This window comes from Nonomuraea sp. NPDC004702, assembly GCF_053601695.1.
Genome location: NZ_JBSGCE010000024.1, coordinates 77,124 through 93,582, shown reverse-complemented (window position 1 = coordinate 93,582; position 16,459 = coordinate 77,124). Strand labels below are relative to the sequence as shown.

Here is a 16,459-nt window from a genome sequence, read left to right as displayed (position 1 = left end):
GGTCGTCTGACCCAGCGCGCCACCCCGGTCCCGTTCACAAGGAGCGTCCCCATGCCCGCCGATCCCGGCATCGTCATCATCGGCGCCAGCCTCGCCGGCGCCCAGGCCGCGCGGGCCCTGCGGCTCGACCACGGCTACGACGGGCCGCTCACGCTCGTCGGCGACGAGCACCACCTGCCCTACCAGCGTCCCGCGCTGTCCAAGGGTTACCTGCTGGGCGCCACCGAGGCCGCCGAGCTCGACGTCCTGGACCCTCGGTTCTACGCCGCCCAGGACGTCGCCCTCGCCCTCGGCGCCCCCGCCACCCTGCTCGACCTCGACGGCCGGCGGGTGAAGCTGGGGCGCAACGTGGAGCTGCCGTTCGGGCAGGTGCTGATCGCCACCGGCGCCCGCCCGCGCCGCCTCCGGGTGCCGGGCGCCGACCTCGACGGCGTCCACCACCTGCGCGACCGCGAGGACAGCGAACGCCTCGGCGCGGCCCTGCGCGCGGCCTCCGCCGTCGTCGTGGTCGGGGCCGGCTGGCTCGGCTGCGAGGTCGCCGCCGCCGCCCGCGCGCTCGGCGTGCGCACGACCGTCGTCGACCCGCTGCCCACGCCGCTCTACCACGTGCTGGGCGACCGGATCGGCGGCGCCGTCGCCCGCCGGCACCTCGACCACGGCGTCGAGCTGCTCACCGGCGACGGCGTCGAGGCCGTGCTAGGGACGCGCTCGGTCGAGGCGGTGCGCACGGTCGCCGGGCGGCGCGTGCCGGCCGACCTCGTCGTGGTCGCCGTGGGCGCCGTCCCCCGCACCGAGCTGGCCGAGGCGGCGGGGCTGCGCGTCGACGGCGGCATCGTCACCGACGGCCATCTGCGCACCTCGCACCCGGCCGCGCTGGCCGCCGGCGACGTCGCCCGCCACCGGCACCCGCGCTACCTCAAACCGGTCCGGATCGAGCACTGGGACAACGCCGTCGTCCACGGGACCGCCGCGGCGGCGACGCTGGTGGGCGAGCCGGTCACCATCGACCACGTCCCGTACTTCTTCTCCACGCAGTACGGGTCCACCCTCGAATACGTCGGCCTGCCCACCACCTCCGACCGCGTCGTCACCAGGGGCGAGCCGGGGGAGCCGGGGTTCACCGCCTTCTGGCTCGACCGCGGCGTCCCGGTGGCCGCCCTGACCATGGACGGCCAGATGGACGGCCAGGACGCCGCCGGCCACCTCCGGGCCCTGGTCGCCGCCGGGCACACCGCCGATCCGCGCCGGCTGGCCGACCCCGGCGTCCCGATGGCGGAGCTCCTGCCGCACGCCCCCACCGGCGTCTCCTGAACGGCGGCGCTCCTGCCGTACGCCCCCACCGGCGTCTCCTGAACGGCGGCGCCCCGGCTCAGACGCGCAGGACCGCCTGACGGGTGTGCCCGCGGCTGCCGCCGACCTCGACCTTGACCGCCCGCTTGGACCGGCGCACCCCCCGGTCGCCCTCCTTGACCGACCGGACCGGCCACGGCAGCTTGATCCGCACCTCGTCGGCGGTCCTGGACGGGTCCGAGACGGCCAGCCGGACCCGGTGACGGTCGTGGCGGAGCAGCACGGCGCACGGCCCGTCGGCGGCCAGCGGCCCGTGCGGGGTCTCGACGGCCCCCGCGCGCCAGAACACGGCGGCGATCAGGTCGTCCCGGCTGACGGCCTGCACCGTGCGGGAGTTGGCCAGGATCTCGACCCGCCCGCGGTAGGCCGCGGTCTGCTCGGCGGTGGCGTCGGGCAGCACGGCGTAGGCGTAGCGGGCCCGGCGCGGATCGACGCCGTGGTCCACCAGGATCGTCGTGTAGTGCCTGGTGACGGGGGTCCGGTCGCCGCCGGTGGTGGCGCCGGTGTCGATGTCGCGCCAGCGCCCGGTGCGCCGCTCGCGGATCACCTTGGCCTCGGCGCCGTCGAGCAGCGCGTACCCGGCCACGCCGGACAGGTGGATCCAGCCGTCGCCGCGGGTCAGCGGGGGGTGGGCGCCGTGGGTGTTGCGGTTCTCCACGACGGTCTCGACGCGGCGGCCGTCGGAGGCGGTGATGCCGGCGCCGAGGGCGATCACGCCGTCGTCGAGCAGGAACCACGCCTTCCTGGCCCGCAGCGAGGAGCCGTCGGCGATCAGCCTCATCGCCGCCACGCCGTACTCGCCGTCGAGCGCCGCGCCGCCCGCCCACGGGGTGGGCGGCAGGCGGCGCGCGCCGTGCGGGAGGTCGGCGCGCCCGCGGGTGTCGACCGTGGTGCCCGGCAGCCGGTACGGGTCGATCGTCGGCCACAGGTCGTCGTTCCAGTGGGTCAGGTCGGCGGTGTAGAGGTACGTCATGCCGTCGCCGGTGTACCAGCCGTGCAGGTTCTCCTGGTTCATGCCCTCGGCCGCGCCGATGCGCTCCGAGCTCATCGCGATCGCGTACGCCCAGGTGGGACGCCGGTGCACGACCCGGTCCATGTCGGCGAAGACGTACGTGCCGGTGGTGCGGGGGCCGACCGGCACGGACGCGTCCGCCAGCAGCGCCTCCGCCCGCGCGACGCTCGCCAGCGGGGCGACCGCGGCGTACGGGACGGCCTGGTTGCGGGTGAGCCAGCCCTTGACCATCGGCCGCCAGCGCCGGGCGTGGCGCTCGGGCGCCGTCTCCAGCAGCGTCAGGATGGCCTCGACCGCCTTCTGCCCGGAGTGGTGGTCGCGGTGGCCCTGCACCGAGATCTGCCGGCCGCGCACGCAGTCCATCATCAGCCCGTCGAAGATGAACGGCGTGAACGAGCGGTCGACGATGTCGTAGACGTTCCCGACGTCGCGGATCTCCCACGGTGACCTGGCCAGCATGGCGATCAGCTTGGCCACGCTCTCCAGGTAGTCCACGCCGTAGCTGCCGTTGTAGGGGAACACGCCGTGCTGGATGAAGGAGCCGTCGCGGTAGAAGCCGTCGCCCGGCCCGCCGGTGCGGCGCAGCAGGTCGGAGACGGCCTTCCTGGCCCGTTTGAGCAGGCGGGCGTCGTGGGTGAGCAGCCCGCGCATCGCCACCGCCATGGCCTTGCTCGCCCGGTTGGCGCCGGTCTCGACGACGCCGGGGTGGCTGACGCGGCGTTCGGGGTCGGGGCACCAGTGGCGCAGCGGGCGCAGCCAGCGGCGCAGGTCGTCCTTGGGCAGGCCGTCGTAGAGCAGGGCGCAGGTGTCGGTCAGCGCGCGCGGGACGCCGATCTCCCACCAGTACCAGTTGCTGCCGCGGCGGTCGAGGCCCTCGCGGTAGGCGTGCTCGTACAGGAAGTCCAGGGCTCTGGCCGCGGTCTCGGCGACCCGCTGGTCCCGGTGCATGTCGGTGCCCGGCGTGGCCCAGCCGAGCGCCAGCGTGCGCATGCGGTTGTAGGCGCGGTTGAAGTTGCCCGTACGGGGGTCGTCGAGCGGCAGGTCGGGCCACAGGCTCGGCCGACCGGGAGCGGGGTCCATCTTGCGCAGCACCGCGTTGGCCGAACCCTCGACGGCCTGCGTCTTGTCCAGGTACGCCGGGTCGTACGTGGCGCCGGCCAGCAGGCTCACCCATCGCTCCCGGGCCGCGTCGAACGCGGCGGCGCCGGTCGCCTCGGCCGGCTTCTCCCACAGGGCGATTCCGGCCACGGCCGCGGCCCCCAGCAGGGCGGACCGGCGGCTGAGGGGGTGGGTCATGGAAGCCTTTCGACAATCGGCCATCTACCAGATGAAAAGATCCTATGTCGGTGACAGGGGCGATCATTTCGCCTTCGCGACGGGTACCCGGCATCAGGTGCATTGAACTGTGATGAACCGTATTGAACTGTTCGCTCCGGCGATCGATCATCAGGGGCAGTAGCGCTTCCTCGCGTCAGAGAGGATCTCCATGATTCGTCGCGCATCGCTCGCCGTCCTGCTCGCCCTCGGCACGCTCACCGTCGTCGGCGCGCCCGCCCAGGCCCGCGCCTGCCAGATCGACTACCACTGCGAGACGTACTACTACAGCGACTCCACCCGGACCACGGTGGTCGGCGTCAAGTACGAGAACTGCGTGGGCGACGTGACGTGGGTGGGCACCCGCGGCTCGTACCCGGAGTTCCACGAGACCCCCTGCTGAGGGGGGCGGCTCGGCGAGGTGTTCCGCGGGCACGCCTCGCCCGCCGCGTCCGGCCGGCGCCCGGGGCCGACCGGCTCACACGGCGATCACGACCTTGCCGAACGGCCCGCCCGACGTGTAGTGGCGGTAGGCGTCGGGCGCCTGGTCGAAGGGGAAGACGCGGTCGATGACCGGGCGCAGCCGGTGGGCCTCGATGAGCCGGTTCATGGCCAGGAACTGCGCGCGGCTGCCGACGGCGATGCCGCGCAGCGTGGCTCCCGCGCTGAAGACCGCCCGCGCGTCGAGGGGCGGCGGGTCGCCGAGGACGAACCCGACACTGGCCACCTGGCCCCCGATCGCGGTGGCCGCCAGCGACCGCCCGAGGTCGCCGGCGACGTCGATGACGTGTTCCGCGCCCTCGCCGTCGGTCAGCTCGCGCACCCGGGCCGGCCAGTCGGGGGTGGCCCGGTAGTCGACGACCTCGTCGGCGCCGAGCGCGTACAGGCGTTCGGCCTTGGCCGGGCTGCTGGTCGTGGCGATCACCCGGGCGCCCAGCGCCTTGGCGAACTGCAGCGCGAACAGCGACACCCCGCCGGTGCCCTGGGTGACGACGGTCCGGCCGGGCAGCGGGCCGGTGCCGTCGCCGGTCAGGGCGTTCCAGGCGGTGACCGCGGCGCAGGGGAGCGTCGCGGCCTCCTCGTAGGACAGGTGGGCCGGGATCGGCACGAGCGCGTGCTCGTCGAGCAGCGCGTACTCGGTGAGCATGCCGTCCAGCGAGCCGCCGAGCTGCGGCAGGTGCCGCAGTGCGAAGGGGCCGTCCTGCCAGCTCGGGAACAGGGTGGCGGTGACCTGGTCGCCGACGCCGACCGACTCGACGCCGGGGCCGGTCGCGACGACCTCGCCGGCGCCGTCGGAGACCGGCACCACGTCCGGTTTGACGGGGAGCACGTAGTCACCGCGCAGGATCATCAGCTCGCGGAAGCTGAGGGAGGTGGCCCGTACCGCGACCACCACCTGCCCGGGGCCGGGAGCAGGGACGGGGTGTTCCTTGATCGACAGGCCCTCGATGCCGGCTCCGCTGTCGACGTGGTAGCTGCGCATGACGTTCATCAGGCGGTCGCCAGGGGAACTTCGCCGGCGGTCTTGCTGAAGCCGAGCGCCTCGACGATCCGCCCGTCGCGGACGCGCATGAGGTTGACGCCGCTGACCCAGTCGGACGGGCCGGTGCCGTAGCGGTAGTGCCAGTGGATGGTGGCGCGGTCACCGGCGACGATGACCTCCTGCGGCTCGAACGCGCTGGTCAGGTCGTCCACGAGCGCGCCCCACCAGTCCAGGCACGCCTGGCGGCCGGTGACGCGCTCGCCGGTGGGGGCCGGCTGCACGGACTCCATCACGCAGTCCTCGGCGACCAGGTCGTCGAGCAGGTGGCGGTCACGCTCGACGAAGGCCCGGTTGAAGCGCTCCATGACGTCGGCGGTGGTTCGGAAGGACACGGTTCCTCCAGAAGGAAGCGGGTAGATCGATCGGTCTATCTATGTATATCGACCGGTTGATCTACTCGTCAACCCGTGGCAACCTGAATCCATGACTGTTCGTACGGGACCGGGCCCCCGGGAGCGCCTGCTGACGGCCGCCGACCAGCTGATCTACAGCCAGGGCGTCAATGTCGGCGTCGACGCGCTGCTCAAGGCGGCCAACGTGGCCCGGCGCTCGTTGTACGAGCACTTCGGCGGCAAGGACGGCCTGATCGTCGAGGTGCTCAGGTCGGCCGCCGACTCCGACGCCGCCGACTACCGCCGCACCATGGACGCCGCCGGCCAGGACCCGCGCGAGCGCCTGCTGGCCGTCTTCGACCGCATCGGCGAGATCGTCGCCATGCCCGGCTTCCACGGCTGCCGCTACCTGGCCGCCGACCTCGGCCTGACCGACCCCGCCCATCCCGCGCACGAGATCACCCGCGACTACCGCCGGCAGGTGCACGCGCTGCTGGCGCGCGAGCTGACCGCGCTCGGCCACCCGCACCCCGACCACGCCGCCGACCAGCTCCTCATCCTCATCGACGGCACCCTCGCCGTCGGCGCGACCCGCCCCGGCACGAACCCGGCCGCCGCCGCCCGCGAACTCGCCGAACACGTCATCACCACCTGACGGGCCCGCGCGGGCCGACGCCTGGGGGATTGGGGGGGAGCGCGGGCCGTCACGGCCAGCTCGGCGCCCGGGGCGGCGCCTGCCGGGCGGTCGCGGCGTGGCCCCCGAGCGGCGTCTACCGGGCTGTCACGGTCAGGGTGGTGTGTGGGACGGTCGTCGCGGCCGCCGGGCCGGTCAGGTCGAGGGCGAAGCCGTCCGCCGTCCTGCGGCCGAGCAGCCGGGCCCGCTGTCCGCAGAACAGCGGCCGGTTGTTGCGATGCGCGATGCGCGTCACCCGCTCGGGACGCCCCTCCAGCCGCAGCGTCTCGGCCAGGGCGAGGGTCATCAGCGGCCCGTGCACCACCAGGCCGGGATAGCCCTCCACGCGGGTGGCGTACGGCCAGTCGTAGTGGATGCGGTGGGCGTTGGCGGTGGCCGCCGAGAAACGCATGAGCAGGGTCGGATCGGTGTCGAAGTGCCACTCCCAGGCGCCCGCCCTGCGGAACGGGGAACCGGCGGCCCGCGCCGCCACGGCCTCCTCGGCCGCCGCCGCCGGGCCGGTGGGCGCCACGGCCTCCCGGTAGATCAGGTCCTGCCGCTCCTCCAGCCCGGGGCTGCCGTCCTGGCCGGTCAGCCGGGTGCGCACGACCACCACGACCAGCCGTCCCGACCGCCCGGACTTCTCGGTGACCGACTCCACCGTGCTCTGCCTGCGTACGGTCTCGCCGACCCGCAGCGGCCCGTGGAACACGACCTCGCCCCCGGCGAACATCCGCCGCGGCAGGCCGACGGGCGGCAGGAACGAGCCGCGTACGGGATGCCCGTCGCCCCCCAGCACGGACGAGACGGGCCAGCGCGCCAGCGCCGCCCAATGCCACAGCGGCGGCAGCTCCGAGCCCGGCCCCGGCGCCGGCACGCCGTCGTCGAACAGGGCCGCGAGCGCGGCGACCGGCGTCGGGTCGACCAGTTCGTCACTGACGACAGTGGACGGCTCCCACCCCTGCACGTTGCTCCCGCCCTCCGCCGTGACCGCCGCGAACCACGGTACGCCCCGGCCGGGCCCGCAGGGCAGTGCGCGGTCGCCCCGGGGGGAGGGCGGGCGTCAGCGGGCGGAGATGATGCCGCCGGGCAGCAGGGCGCCGAGGGTGGACGTGTCGTTGACCATGTTGAACACGTCCAGCACCGGCTGGAGCAGCGCGCCGACGGGCCCGCCGGCGGCCAGCGAGTCGGCCGCGGCCGGAGTGGTGAGCGCGACGGTCAGCAGCGCGCCACCGGCCACGGCGCAGGTGAGACGGCCCTTGAGCTTCATGGACACCTCCATGAGAGTTACCGAGAGTGATCGTCCAGCACTCTACGTGACAGAAGGGTGTCCGGCCGGTAAGGCGCACGGTCAGGGCTGGACGGGGAGCATGACCTCCACCGTGGTGCCCTTCCCCGGCGCGCCGCTGACCAGGCAGATGCCGCCCAGTTCGGCCGTGCGCTCGCGCATCGAGGTCAGGCCGACGCCGGAACGGTGCTCGGGCGGCAGGCCGCGGCCGTCGTCGGCGACCAGCAGGCGCAGCGCGCCGGGCTCGCGGCGCAGCTCGACCCGGACGCGGGTGGCCCGCGCGTGCCGCCGCACGTTCGTCAGCGCCTCCTGTGCGATCCGGTAGACGGCCACCTCGACGGCGGCGGGCAGGCCGGTCAGGTCGCCCTCGGCGATCACCTCCGCGGCGGGACCGTCCGGCGCGGCCAGCGCCCGCACGGCGGCGGCCAGGCCCAGGTCGTCCAGGGCGGGCGGGCGCAGGCCGTAGACGAGCTGCCGCAGGTCGCCGGTGACGGCGTCCATGCCGGTACGCAGCTCGCGCAGCAGCCCGTCGGCCGCCTCCGGCGAGCTCTTGAGGCTGAGACGGGCCATGTTGACGGTCATCGCCAGCCCGCTGAGCGTCTGGCCGAGGCCGTCGTGCAGGTCCCGGCGCAGCCGGCGGCGCTCCTCCTCGCGGGCGGCCAGCATGCGTTCGCGAGAACGTTGCAGGTCGGCGGCCAGGCGGACCGCGTGGGCCACGTCGGCCGCGTACGGGACCAGCGTATCCAGCACCCGCTCGTCGTGCGCGGCGGGGAAGCGGCGCGCGGCGGGCGGGCCGACCAGCAGCCGGCCCACCCATTCGCCGTGCCAGATCAGGGGCACCTCGCGCGGGGAGTCGCCGACCTGCCCGCAGTCCGTGCTCGCCACGCTGACCGGATGGCCCGGCTCGCCGCTGGTCACCTCCACGGCGACGCCGCGTACCGCCAGGCCCTCGCGCAGCACGCCGATCACCGCCGCCAGCGCCTGCGCCGGATCGCCCCGGCGCACCTCCTGCGCCAGCCGCTCGGCCAGCACGCGCGGATCGCCCACCGGTCCGTAGAGCAGGCGGTCGACCGCGCGTTGCAGCGCCCGCCGCAACGGCTGGAAGAACGCGCCCGTGAGCAGCGCGGAGGCGAGCCCGGCGACCTGGTGGTACCCCGACACCAGCAGGCTCGACAGCGTGGCCACCCCGAAGTAGACCCCGCCGACCACGGCCAGCAGCCCGGCGGCGACGAACGTCCGGCTGACGACGGTGTCGATGCCGTAGAGCCGGTAGCGGGTCACCGAGATCACCATCGACACGGGGATGACCGCCGCCCACCCGATCGACAACCAGAACAGCTCCGGCACGACGACGCCGGCGAGCATGAAGACGATGTACCCGCCGAAGGAGAACAGCGGCCAGCCGATCTGCCGCCGCACGACCGGGTCGGCCCGGCGGAAGCGCAGCACCATCGACCACGCCGCCAGCGGCAGCGTCGAGAGGATCCCGGTCCAGGCCACCACCGTGACCACCGGCCAGATCGGCGCCAGCTCCGGGACCTGTAACGGGTTGGGGATGACCGCGGGCAGCGGATAACCCTCGGCCGGCGGGTCGGGACGCAGGAACATGTGGGCCAGCTCCACCGCGGTCGACACCGCGCCGAGCAGCACCACCGGACGCCAGCGCCGCGACGGCAGCCTGCCGTCGGGGGAGTACAGCGGCAGCAACATCTCCAGCAGCAGCCCGGACACCGCCCAGCCGACCTGCGCGGGGAACCTCAGCAACCCCGCCAACGGGAGATCCCCGGCCGCCGCGGCGGCCAGCATCGCCGACTGGCAGAACGTGTTGACCGCGCCGCCGAGACCGCCCGCGCACATCAGCCACGCCAGCCTGAGCCGCGGCCGGTGCACGATGAGGAACGCGCTGAAGGCCGGAAACGTGACCCCGGCCGCGGCCAGCGGGCTGAAGATCTCCGGCAGCCGCCACTCCGGCGGCAGCGCCGCGTACATCAGGACCGCCGCGAGCACCAGCACCGGCGAGACCACGGCCAGGACGACGGCGACCACCCGGGCTGCCCACGCCATCCGTCCCCGCCTTCCGGCTGCCGTTCCCGCCCGACCCTAGCGTGCCAGCGGAACGGTCCGCCATGAGCGGGCCGGCCGGCCGGATCGACCGGCGGGTCAGCGCAGCGACCGCAGCAGGGCTTCGCGGTCGAGGGCGTCCACGGGCCACGTGCGGGAGCGCAGGGTGCCCCGGTCGCGGTAGGCGCGCATGATGGCGACGTGTTCGGGCAACCGGACGAACCCCCGCAGGTCCTCCTCGCTCCGCCACACCGACAGCGAGCCGACCCGGCGGCCGGCGAGGTCCGCCCAGAGCCACATGCCCACCGCGCCCGGCAGGCCGGGCCAGTGGCGGCTCAGGGACCGGCCGTGCCGGGCGATGCCGGGCAGGTCGAACAGCCGCCGCAGGCGGAAGTCCGTCAGGGCGGCGACCAGCGGCCCCGGCCGGTCGTCCTCGGGGCCGGGGATCCAGCGTGAGGTCAGCATGCGGCGCACCGGCCGGACTCGGAGGTCATGCCGGCAAACTATATTAACGACCGATCGTTTGTATATCTGAGCGGTGGCGGTCAGTCGCGACCGGGGGAGAGGGCGGCGGCCAGCTCGCGCCAGTGGGGCATCGCCGTCCGGCCCGGCTCGATCCCGATCACCTGCACGGCGACGTGGTCGGCGCCGGCGTCCACGTGGGCGCGCAGCTTGCCGACGACGGTGTCCAGATCGCCCCAGAAGACGAAGTCGTCCACCAGGCGGTCGCTGCCGCCGCCGGTGATCTCGTCCTCCGCGTACCCGAGCCGCCGGAACTTCGCCACGTTGTACGGCGTGCTCAGGTAGGGGCGCAGGTGCTCGCGGGCGGCGGCGCGGGCCGTGGCGGGGTCGGTCTCGAACAGCACCGGATGCTCCACGGCCAGGAACGCGTCCGGGCCGAGGAGCTGCCGTGACTCGGCGGTGTGCGCGACGTTGACGTGGTAGGTCTGGGCGCCCGCCGCGCGGTCGCGGGCCAGTTCGAGCATCTTGGGCCCGTACGCGGCCAGCAGGCGGCGCACGCCTGACTTCGGAGCCGGGTTGACGGTCTCCAGCTCGTCCAGCTCGTCAAGGTAGGTCCGCATGGCGGTCAGCGGGGTCGTGCCGGGGCGGGGGGCGCCGCCGAAACCCAGGCCGAGGACGTGCCGGTCGGGGTAGGCGTCGGCCAGCAGCAGGGCGGCGCCGTACGTCCACCTGGCCTCGCGGGCCCAGATCTGGGCGATGCCGTTCACGATGTGCATCCGCCGCGTGCACGACAGCAGGAAGCCGGCGTGCGTGAGCGCCTCGCGCCCGAGCAGCTCGGGCATCCAGAACGCCCGCCACCCCTGCTCCTCCAGCTCCTGGATCGACTCGCGCATATGCGCGGCCGGCACGTGCTCGAAGTCGAACGTGTAGATCCCGAACGTGCCGAGATCCAGGCCGTCGATGCTGCCCATGGGACGTCCCCTCATCGTGTGTCGATCCTCAGGAACATAGACATATCGCAAAATGTCGATATATGGAAATCGGCCGGCCTCTCTCGCGGGAGGGTGCCGCCTCTACGGCGTGCTGCCTCTACGGCGTGCTGCCTCTACGGCGTGCTGTCTCTACAGCGTGCGGCCGAGGGTGGCGACGAGCTGGGCGATGCGCCGCTCGTCGCGCTTGTAGTGCGTCCACTTGCCCACGCGCGTGGCGCGTACCAGCCCCGCGCGCTGCAGCTCGCTCAGGTACGCCGACACCGTGGACTGCGCCAGCCCCACCCTGGCCTGGATGTGCGTCACGCACACCCCGACCTCCGCCGGGTCGGCGATCGCCCCCTCCAGCGAGAAGTGGCGCTCCGGCTCCCGCAACCAGGTCAGCAGTTGCAGCCGGGTCGGGTTCGCCAGCGCCCGCAACGCGTCGGACAGCTCGGAATCGGTCATCAGTGGAGCTTCCGCCATGGATGCCAGCATAGTGAGCCATCGTCGTATCCGGGTATTTCGATGCGTGCCAGCTCGGCGCCCGCGCGGGTCCCCAAGGAGAGGCAACGCCTCGGTAGATTTCCCGCACCCGAAGTAATCCATCCAGTCAAGACGATTGCCTCAAATAAGTCGATCGCCTTATATTCCGAAGTGTCGGGCTTTCAAGCTGGAGGACGCATGACCGCTGACGCGATCCCCGATTTCCCCTTCGACCGCCCCACGGCGCTGGAACCGCCGCCACAACTCGCCGACCTGCGCGAGAAATGCCCCGTGGCCCACGTACGCCTGCCCAGCGGCGACGTGGCGGCCCTGGTGACCAGGTACGACGACGCCCGCGCCGTCATGGCCGACCCCCGCTTCAGCCGCAACCTCGCCCGCGAGGGCGCCGCCCGGCTGTCCACCACCGAAGACGGCGGCCTGTTCAACCGCCGCAAGGACGGCGCCGGCGACATCGGCGAGGGCGAGGGCCACATGCGGTGGCGACGCCTGCTGAGCCGCTGGTTCACGGCCCGCAAGATGGAGGTCTGGCGCCCCCGGGTCCAGGCCATGGCCGAGGAACTCCTCGACTCCATGCTGGCCAAGGGCTCCCCGGGCAACCTGTCGTCCGGCCTGGCCCTGCCCCTGCCGGTACGGGTCATCTGCGCGCTGGTCGGCGCGCCGAGCTCGGACCAGGACAAGTTCGCGCACTGGTCGCGCACGATGCTGACCCTGACGCGCAACACGCAGGAGGAGGTCGACACGGCCTACCGGGAGTTCAACGCGTACGTGTCGGACCTGATCGACCGCAACCGCGCCGACCCCGGCGACGACCTGCTCAGCGAGCTGACCCAGATCACCGACGCCGAGGACGGCAGGCTCAGCCAGGACGAGCTCATCGCCACCGTGCGGGGGCTGCTGCTGGCCGGTCACGAGACCACGTCCAACATGATCGCCATCATGACGGCGATGCTGCTGTCCGACCGGCAGCGCTACGAGGCCGTGATCGACGACCCCGACCTGATCCCGGGCACCGTGGAGGAGGTCCTGCGGCTGGACAGCACGTTGTCGGCCATCGGCGGCGTGCCCCGGTTCATCACCGAGGACGTCGAGCTGAGCGAGATCACCGTGCCCGCCGGCAGCACGCTGATCCCCAACATCCCGGCGGCCAACCGCGACCCGGCCAAGTTCGCCGACCCCGACCGGTTCGACCCGCGCCGGGAGAACAGCAGCCAGCACCTCACCTTCGGCGCCGGCCGCCACTACTGCCTAGGCCAGCCGCTGGCCAGGGTGGAGCTGCAGGTCGTCCTGGGCCTGCTGGCGCGGCGGCTGCCCGGCCTGCGGCTCCGCGACGACCCCCGCGAGCTGCGGCTGCGCACGGGCGGCCTGTCCGGCGGCCTCCAGGACGTGTGGGTCACCTGGTGACCCGCTGACCTCAGCCGGCGGCATGGGATAGCGTTCGGGGACGGTGGTGGAAACGAGATCGAGGACCGGTCATGGACGTCAGTACGGCGGTCGCCGCGCCGTCTCCCCGCTCGATCCGGGCCAAGGACAGGATCATGCAGACCGCGGAGCGGCTCTACGCCGAGCACGGCTTCGCGCACGTGTCGATCAGGATGATCCGCGAGGCCGCGGGCCAGCGGAACAAGTCCGCCGTCCAATACCACTTCAGCACCCGTGACGAGCTGATCCACGCGATCCTGTCCCGTCACGCGGCCGCCATCGACCGGCACCGCCTGCCGATGGTGGCCGCGCTGGAGACCTCGGGCGAGGTGTCGCTGCGCGACTGGATCACGTGCGCGATCGCGCCGAGCATCGAGCACCACATCGAGCTGGGCACCCCGTCCTGGTACGGGCGGTTCCTCGCCCAGGCCGTCGTGGAGCCGTCCTTGCGCGAGTACGCGGCGCGGGCCACGTTGAGCACGCCCTCGTTCCGCCGGCTGGAGCTGCTGCGCCCGCCGTCGATGCGCGACCGGGAGCACGAGCTGTCCGAGCGGCAGGCGGCGATGATCCGGCTGCTCGTCGTGCACATGAGCGCCGAGCTGGAGGCCGACCTGGCGGCCGGGCACGCCGCCGCCGGTTCAGTCGAAGAATCCTGGCGGGCTCTGGGTGAACATCTTGTCACCGCCGTCTGCGGACTCAGCGGCGCCCTGCTGCCTTAGAGAGTCCCTGTCCGGTACGCGCACGATCTCCCCGCCGGTGCCGCGAGGGGCGCCGTAGTGGCGGACCGCCTGGTAGTACAGCTTAGCCAGCGCGTTGCAGCTCGGCTGACGGAAGATCGAGTACTGGGTGCACACCTGCTTGAGGTCGAAGAAGAACGCCTTGTCGATGCGCTCCTTGTTCGCCGGGAAGTCGCCGACGGCCTGGTAGTTCCGGTAGCCGAAGTCGTGCCGTCGGCACGGGATGGAGAAGTCGAAGCCGAGCGGCTGGTCGGGGCTGCTCGTACAGCCGTCGCTCGACCAGTCGAAGTCGAAGTCGGACCACGACCCCCGGTCGGCCCAGGCGTCCCGCCAGGCCGCGGCGCTGGACGCGGTGGGTTGCGTGAACCCCGAGAGCGCGGCGAGCTTCTCCTCCAGCGTCACCGCCTGGGCCGGCGGCGCGACCGCGAGAACGGCGACCAGCGAGAGAGCGAGCGGGACCGGCGCCCCGAGAGCCCGTCTGACCATGGGAACCTGCCTGTTTCGACCGGGACGGGAACATGTCATGGTCAGGTTCGCCCGCCGGCCCGCCGCGACCTGGGAATTCCGGGAAAACCCGTGGCAAAGGTCGTGTCCGGTTTCCGACGGGAGACGCCGCCGGCGACCCGTCCGGCGTTCAGGCGCGGGCGTCAGCCCAGGCCGTCGGCGTGGTTCATCTCCTCGGCCTGGGCCAGCGCCTCGGCCAGGGGCGGGACGTCCCAGACCGTGCGTTCGGCGTCCGTGGTGACGGGGTCGACGCGGTAGAGGGACCAGCGGCCGCCGATGTCGACGTACTGGGTGCCGTACCGCTGGGGCAGGCCCATCTGCAGCAGCCACCGGTCGAGGGCCGAGGCCGCCAGCCTGCGGGCGGGCCGGCAACCGGCGTCGGCCGCCCGCCGCGCCAGCTCGAAGGCCAGGTGGTAGTGCTCGGCCAGCCCGCCGTGCTGCATCACCGCGGCCAGGTGGTAGTAGTCGCCCGGCGAGCGCACCTCTCCGGCCGCGAACTTCTCCATGCAGCGCGCCCGCCGGGCCAGGCCGCGCTCGCCGCCGTCGCCGGGCCCGCCGTCGCGCCGGTCGTCCTGGTCGCGGTCGAACAAGTCACGCAGCTCCGGATCGCCGGGCGCCTCGCGGTCGGGATCGGCGAGCTTGGCGAGGATTTCCGGAAGGCTGAACATTTGGCTGCGCGGCGCGGCCGACCATCTGCGCGCCGCTCGCGCGCGGCCCTTTCCAGTACGGTTATCCGCCACGTCTGCCAGCGTGCCGGGACAACCCGGGGCGCGCAAGACGGCGCCACGCCGCAATATAGGGAAAATGTAGGGCCGCCGCCCGTTGACGCTTTATTGGGCCGGGGTGATGATGGCCGCGAAAGGGGCGCCCGCGCCTCCGCCGGAAATGAGGGAATGCGTGACCTTGCTTAAGGATGCGAATACTCGACACCCCGGGACGCCTGCCGGCGTGCCCGCGGAGCGCCGGAACGCGGCTGTGAGCTGCGGGTTCTTGGCGGGTGGTGACAGGGGCTGAGCAGATGAAGCCCACACCCGGCGCCACGACGCTGCTGCGCGCCGGCCGGCCCGAGTTCGCCGCCGATTTCCGGGCGCATGAATTCATGCCCTTCGGCCCGGAGGCCCGGTCCATTGACTCGGGGTGGTGCAGAATTCTAGAACGGTCATCGCCGGGAAGCGTTTCCGACGCGGCCGGTGATAACGCGCGGCGGATGCGGATCGCGATATTACGCACAAGCCCCGAGTGCAAATGGCCCGGCCGCGCCGAGTGGGCGTACGAGCAAGCGCGTGGCATTCCGGGCCCGCCGCTCATCGGCGGCGCGGCATGAGCGATCTCGTCGCCTCCGCCGCGGACGCCCTGCGCGCGCTCGACGAGGCGCTGCTCGGCCTGCTGAAGGCGCTCCCGCCCGAGGACCCCGGCGCGCGGGCGGAGCTCCGGGCCGAACTCGAAGGGGCGGGCGTCACGGACGAGGTCGCCGGCCGTTGCCTGCGCGTCCTGCGGATGGTGTTGTCCGGCGAGCACGCGCGCCCGAGCGACTGGATCGGGGTGACGGCGGTGTTCCAGTGCGGTTTCTGCGGCTCGGCGCCCGACCCCGCCGATCTCGTCGTCGGCAAGTCGGTCTCGATCTGCCTGGGATGCGCGCTGCTGGCGACGGCCGGGGCGGTGCGGGGCGAGCGGGAGCCGGTGGAGCGGCCGTGCGCGTTCTGCGGCGCGCGGGCCGTGCCCGCCCACCTGGGCGCCGACGGCGACAGGACGGTCTGCCGCGCCTGCGGCGAGCTGGTGCTCTACATCATCGCCAGCAAGAAGCGCGCCGATTGACGCCCGGGGACGGCGGGACGGGCGTCAGCCGCCCTGGGTGTAGATCGTCCGCCACCGCGAGCACCGGCCGACGGGCCGCGCGCCGTTGCCGCGGCACACCTGCGCCCGGATCTGCAGCGCGCCGCCGACGTTCTTGCGGAAGGAGCCGGTGCCCGGCAGGCAGTTGTAGACGCCGTGCGTGCGCCAGCGGCCGTTGCTCGCGCTCTGGTACCTGATCAGGACCCACGAGCAGCCCTTGCCTCGGTCGTCGTCGAGGGTGCCGGTCACGGCCAGCCCCGACTGGCCGACCACGACCTTGCCCCGGGCGGTCGCCAGGCCGTCGGTCGAGTGCAGGGCGCCCCACCTCCAGCTCGCGGGGCCGGCGGCGGAGTCGGCGGCGGTGTCGGCGGCGGCCGCCGTGCTCAGCGCGGTCAGCGTGAGGACGGCGGCGCCCAGGGCGGTCAGGACGCGGGTCGGAAGATGGTTCGTCACCGG

At 73.2% G+C, this 16,459-nt stretch carries 19 protein-coding genes; 7 read left to right on the top strand and 12 right to left on the bottom strand.

Annotation, left to right across the window (positions count from 1 at the left end):
* The first annotated feature begins 51 nt into the window (after nt 1–51).
* Entirely contained in the window at nt 52–1,311 is a 1,260-nt protein-coding gene (locus tag ACWEJ6_RS27785) for an NAD(P)/FAD-dependent oxidoreductase (RefSeq protein WP_452427372.1), read from the top strand.
* Nucleotides 1,312–1,369: 58 nt separating this feature from the next.
* On the opposite strand, the gene ACWEJ6_RS27780 is transcribed toward ACWEJ6_RS27785, so the two are convergent.
* Nucleotides 1,370–3,658, bottom strand: coding sequence for a polysaccharide lyase 8 family protein (locus tag ACWEJ6_RS27780; RefSeq protein ID WP_452427370.1), 2,289 nt, complete (start codon nt 3,656–3,658; stop codon nt 1,370–1,372).
* 190 nt (nt 3,659–3,848) lie between these two features.
* On the opposite strand from ACWEJ6_RS27780, the gene ACWEJ6_RS27775 reads away from it, so the two are divergent.
* Nucleotides 3,849–4,079 carry a DUF6289 family protein gene (locus tag ACWEJ6_RS27775; RefSeq protein ID WP_387678668.1) on the top strand — a complete coding sequence of 77 codons (231 nt, stop codon included), beginning with the start codon at nt 3,849–3,851 and terminating at the stop codon, nt 4,077–4,079.
* A 75-nt stretch (nt 4,080–4,154) separates the two neighbouring features.
* Here the strand turns inward: ACWEJ6_RS27775 and ACWEJ6_RS27770 are convergent, their stop codons facing one another.
* Together ACWEJ6_RS27770 and ACWEJ6_RS27765 are read right to left on the bottom strand one after the other, a co-directional pair.
* Entirely contained in the window at nt 4,155–5,159 is a 1,005-nt protein-coding gene (locus ACWEJ6_RS27770; protein ID WP_452427368.1) for a zinc-dependent alcohol dehydrogenase family protein, read from the bottom strand.
* Nucleotides 5,160–5,167: 8 nt separating this feature from the next.
* Complete coding sequence (locus ACWEJ6_RS27765) at nt 5,168–5,551, bottom strand: nuclear transport factor 2 family protein (RefSeq protein WP_387678674.1); 384 nt, start codon at nt 5,549–5,551, stop codon at nt 5,168–5,170.
* Between the two features lie 91 nt (nt 5,552–5,642).
* On the opposite strand from ACWEJ6_RS27765, the gene ACWEJ6_RS27760 reads away from it, so the two are divergent.
* Nucleotides 5,643–6,206, top strand: a complete 564-nt coding sequence (locus tag ACWEJ6_RS27760) for a TetR/AcrR family transcriptional regulator (RefSeq protein WP_452427366.1) — start codon at nt 5,643–5,645, stop codon at nt 6,204–6,206.
* 115 nt (nt 6,207–6,321) lie between these two features.
* Here ACWEJ6_RS27760 and ACWEJ6_RS27755 read toward each other — a convergent pair whose 3' ends face one another.
* From ACWEJ6_RS27755 to ACWEJ6_RS27730, 6 genes are all read right to left on the bottom strand, one after another.
* Nucleotides 6,322–7,191 (bottom strand): FAS1-like dehydratase domain-containing protein, encoded by an 870-nt coding sequence (locus ACWEJ6_RS27755; RefSeq protein WP_452427364.1) that lies wholly within the window; start codon nt 7,189–7,191, stop codon nt 6,322–6,324.
* 96 nt (nt 7,192–7,287) lie between these two features.
* Nucleotides 7,288–7,494 carry a hypothetical protein gene (locus tag ACWEJ6_RS27750; RefSeq protein ID WP_358294988.1) on the bottom strand — a complete coding sequence of 69 codons (207 nt, stop codon included), beginning with the start codon at nt 7,492–7,494 and terminating at the stop codon, nt 7,288–7,290.
* An 81-nt stretch (nt 7,495–7,575) separates the two neighbouring features.
* Nucleotides 7,576–9,576 (bottom strand): sensor histidine kinase, encoded by a 2,001-nt coding sequence (locus ACWEJ6_RS27745; RefSeq protein ID WP_452427362.1) that lies wholly within the window; start codon nt 9,574–9,576, stop codon nt 7,576–7,578.
* Between the two features lie 96 nt (nt 9,577–9,672).
* Nucleotides 9,673–10,038, bottom strand: a complete 366-nt coding sequence (locus tag ACWEJ6_RS27740; protein ID WP_452427360.1) for an antibiotic biosynthesis monooxygenase family protein — start codon at nt 10,036–10,038, stop codon at nt 9,673–9,675.
* Nucleotides 10,039–10,118: 80 nt separating this feature from the next.
* The gene (locus ACWEJ6_RS27735) at nt 10,119–11,021 is read right to left on the bottom strand and encodes a TIGR03620 family F420-dependent LLM class oxidoreductase (protein WP_452427358.1); all 903 of its coding nucleotides are present in this window, start codon (nt 11,019–11,021) and stop codon (nt 10,119–10,121) included.
* A 135-nt stretch (nt 11,022–11,156) separates the two neighbouring features.
* Nucleotides 11,157–11,471: an ArsR/SmtB family transcription factor gene (locus ACWEJ6_RS27730; RefSeq protein ID WP_452427356.1), complete on the bottom strand. Its 315-nt coding sequence runs from the start codon at nt 11,469–11,471 to the stop codon at nt 11,157–11,159.
* A 216-nt stretch (nt 11,472–11,687) separates the two neighbouring features.
* Between ACWEJ6_RS27730 and ACWEJ6_RS27725 the strand changes: the two genes are divergently transcribed.
* The gene (locus ACWEJ6_RS27725) at nt 11,688–12,911 is read left to right on the top strand and encodes a cytochrome P450 (RefSeq protein WP_452427354.1); all 1,224 of its coding nucleotides are present in this window, start codon (nt 11,688–11,690) and stop codon (nt 12,909–12,911) included.
* Nucleotides 12,912–12,982: 71 nt separating this feature from the next.
* Nucleotides 12,983–13,648 (top strand): TetR/AcrR family transcriptional regulator, encoded by a 666-nt coding sequence (locus tag ACWEJ6_RS27720; RefSeq protein ID WP_452427352.1) that lies wholly within the window; start codon nt 12,983–12,985, stop codon nt 13,646–13,648.
* On the opposite strand, the gene ACWEJ6_RS27715 is transcribed toward ACWEJ6_RS27720, so the two are convergent.
* Together ACWEJ6_RS27715 and ACWEJ6_RS27710 are read right to left on the bottom strand one after the other, a co-directional pair.
* On the bottom strand, nt 13,568–14,152 hold the full coding sequence (locus ACWEJ6_RS27715) for a phospholipase (protein WP_452427350.1): 585 nt from the start codon (nt 14,150–14,152) through the stop codon (nt 13,568–13,570). The genes ACWEJ6_RS27720 and ACWEJ6_RS27715 overlap by 81 nt on opposite strands.
* A gap of 161 nt (nt 14,153–14,313) precedes the next feature.
* A complete protein-coding gene (locus tag ACWEJ6_RS27710) occupies nt 14,314–14,838 on the bottom strand; it encodes a hypothetical protein (protein ID WP_452427348.1) in 525 nt (174 codons plus the stop codon).
* Between the two features lie 350 nt (nt 14,839–15,188).
* Between ACWEJ6_RS27710 and ACWEJ6_RS27705 the strand changes: the two genes are divergently transcribed.
* Both ACWEJ6_RS27705 and ACWEJ6_RS27700 read left to right on the top strand, forming a co-directional pair.
* Nucleotides 15,189–15,494 (top strand): hypothetical protein, encoded by a 306-nt coding sequence (locus ACWEJ6_RS27705; RefSeq protein ID WP_452427346.1) that lies wholly within the window; start codon nt 15,189–15,191, stop codon nt 15,492–15,494.
* Complete coding sequence (locus ACWEJ6_RS27700; RefSeq protein WP_387678710.1) at nt 15,491–15,985, top strand: hypothetical protein; 495 nt, start codon at nt 15,491–15,493, stop codon at nt 15,983–15,985. Before ACWEJ6_RS27705 ends, ACWEJ6_RS27700 begins: the two co-directional genes overlap by 4 nt.
* Nucleotides 15,986–16,009: 24 nt before the next feature.
* Here the strand turns inward: ACWEJ6_RS27700 and ACWEJ6_RS27695 are convergent, their stop codons facing one another.
* Nucleotides 16,010–16,456, bottom strand: coding sequence for a hypothetical protein (locus ACWEJ6_RS27695; protein ID WP_452427344.1), 447 nt, complete (start codon nt 16,454–16,456; stop codon nt 16,010–16,012).
* Between the last annotated feature and the right edge of the window lie 3 nt (nt 16,457–16,459).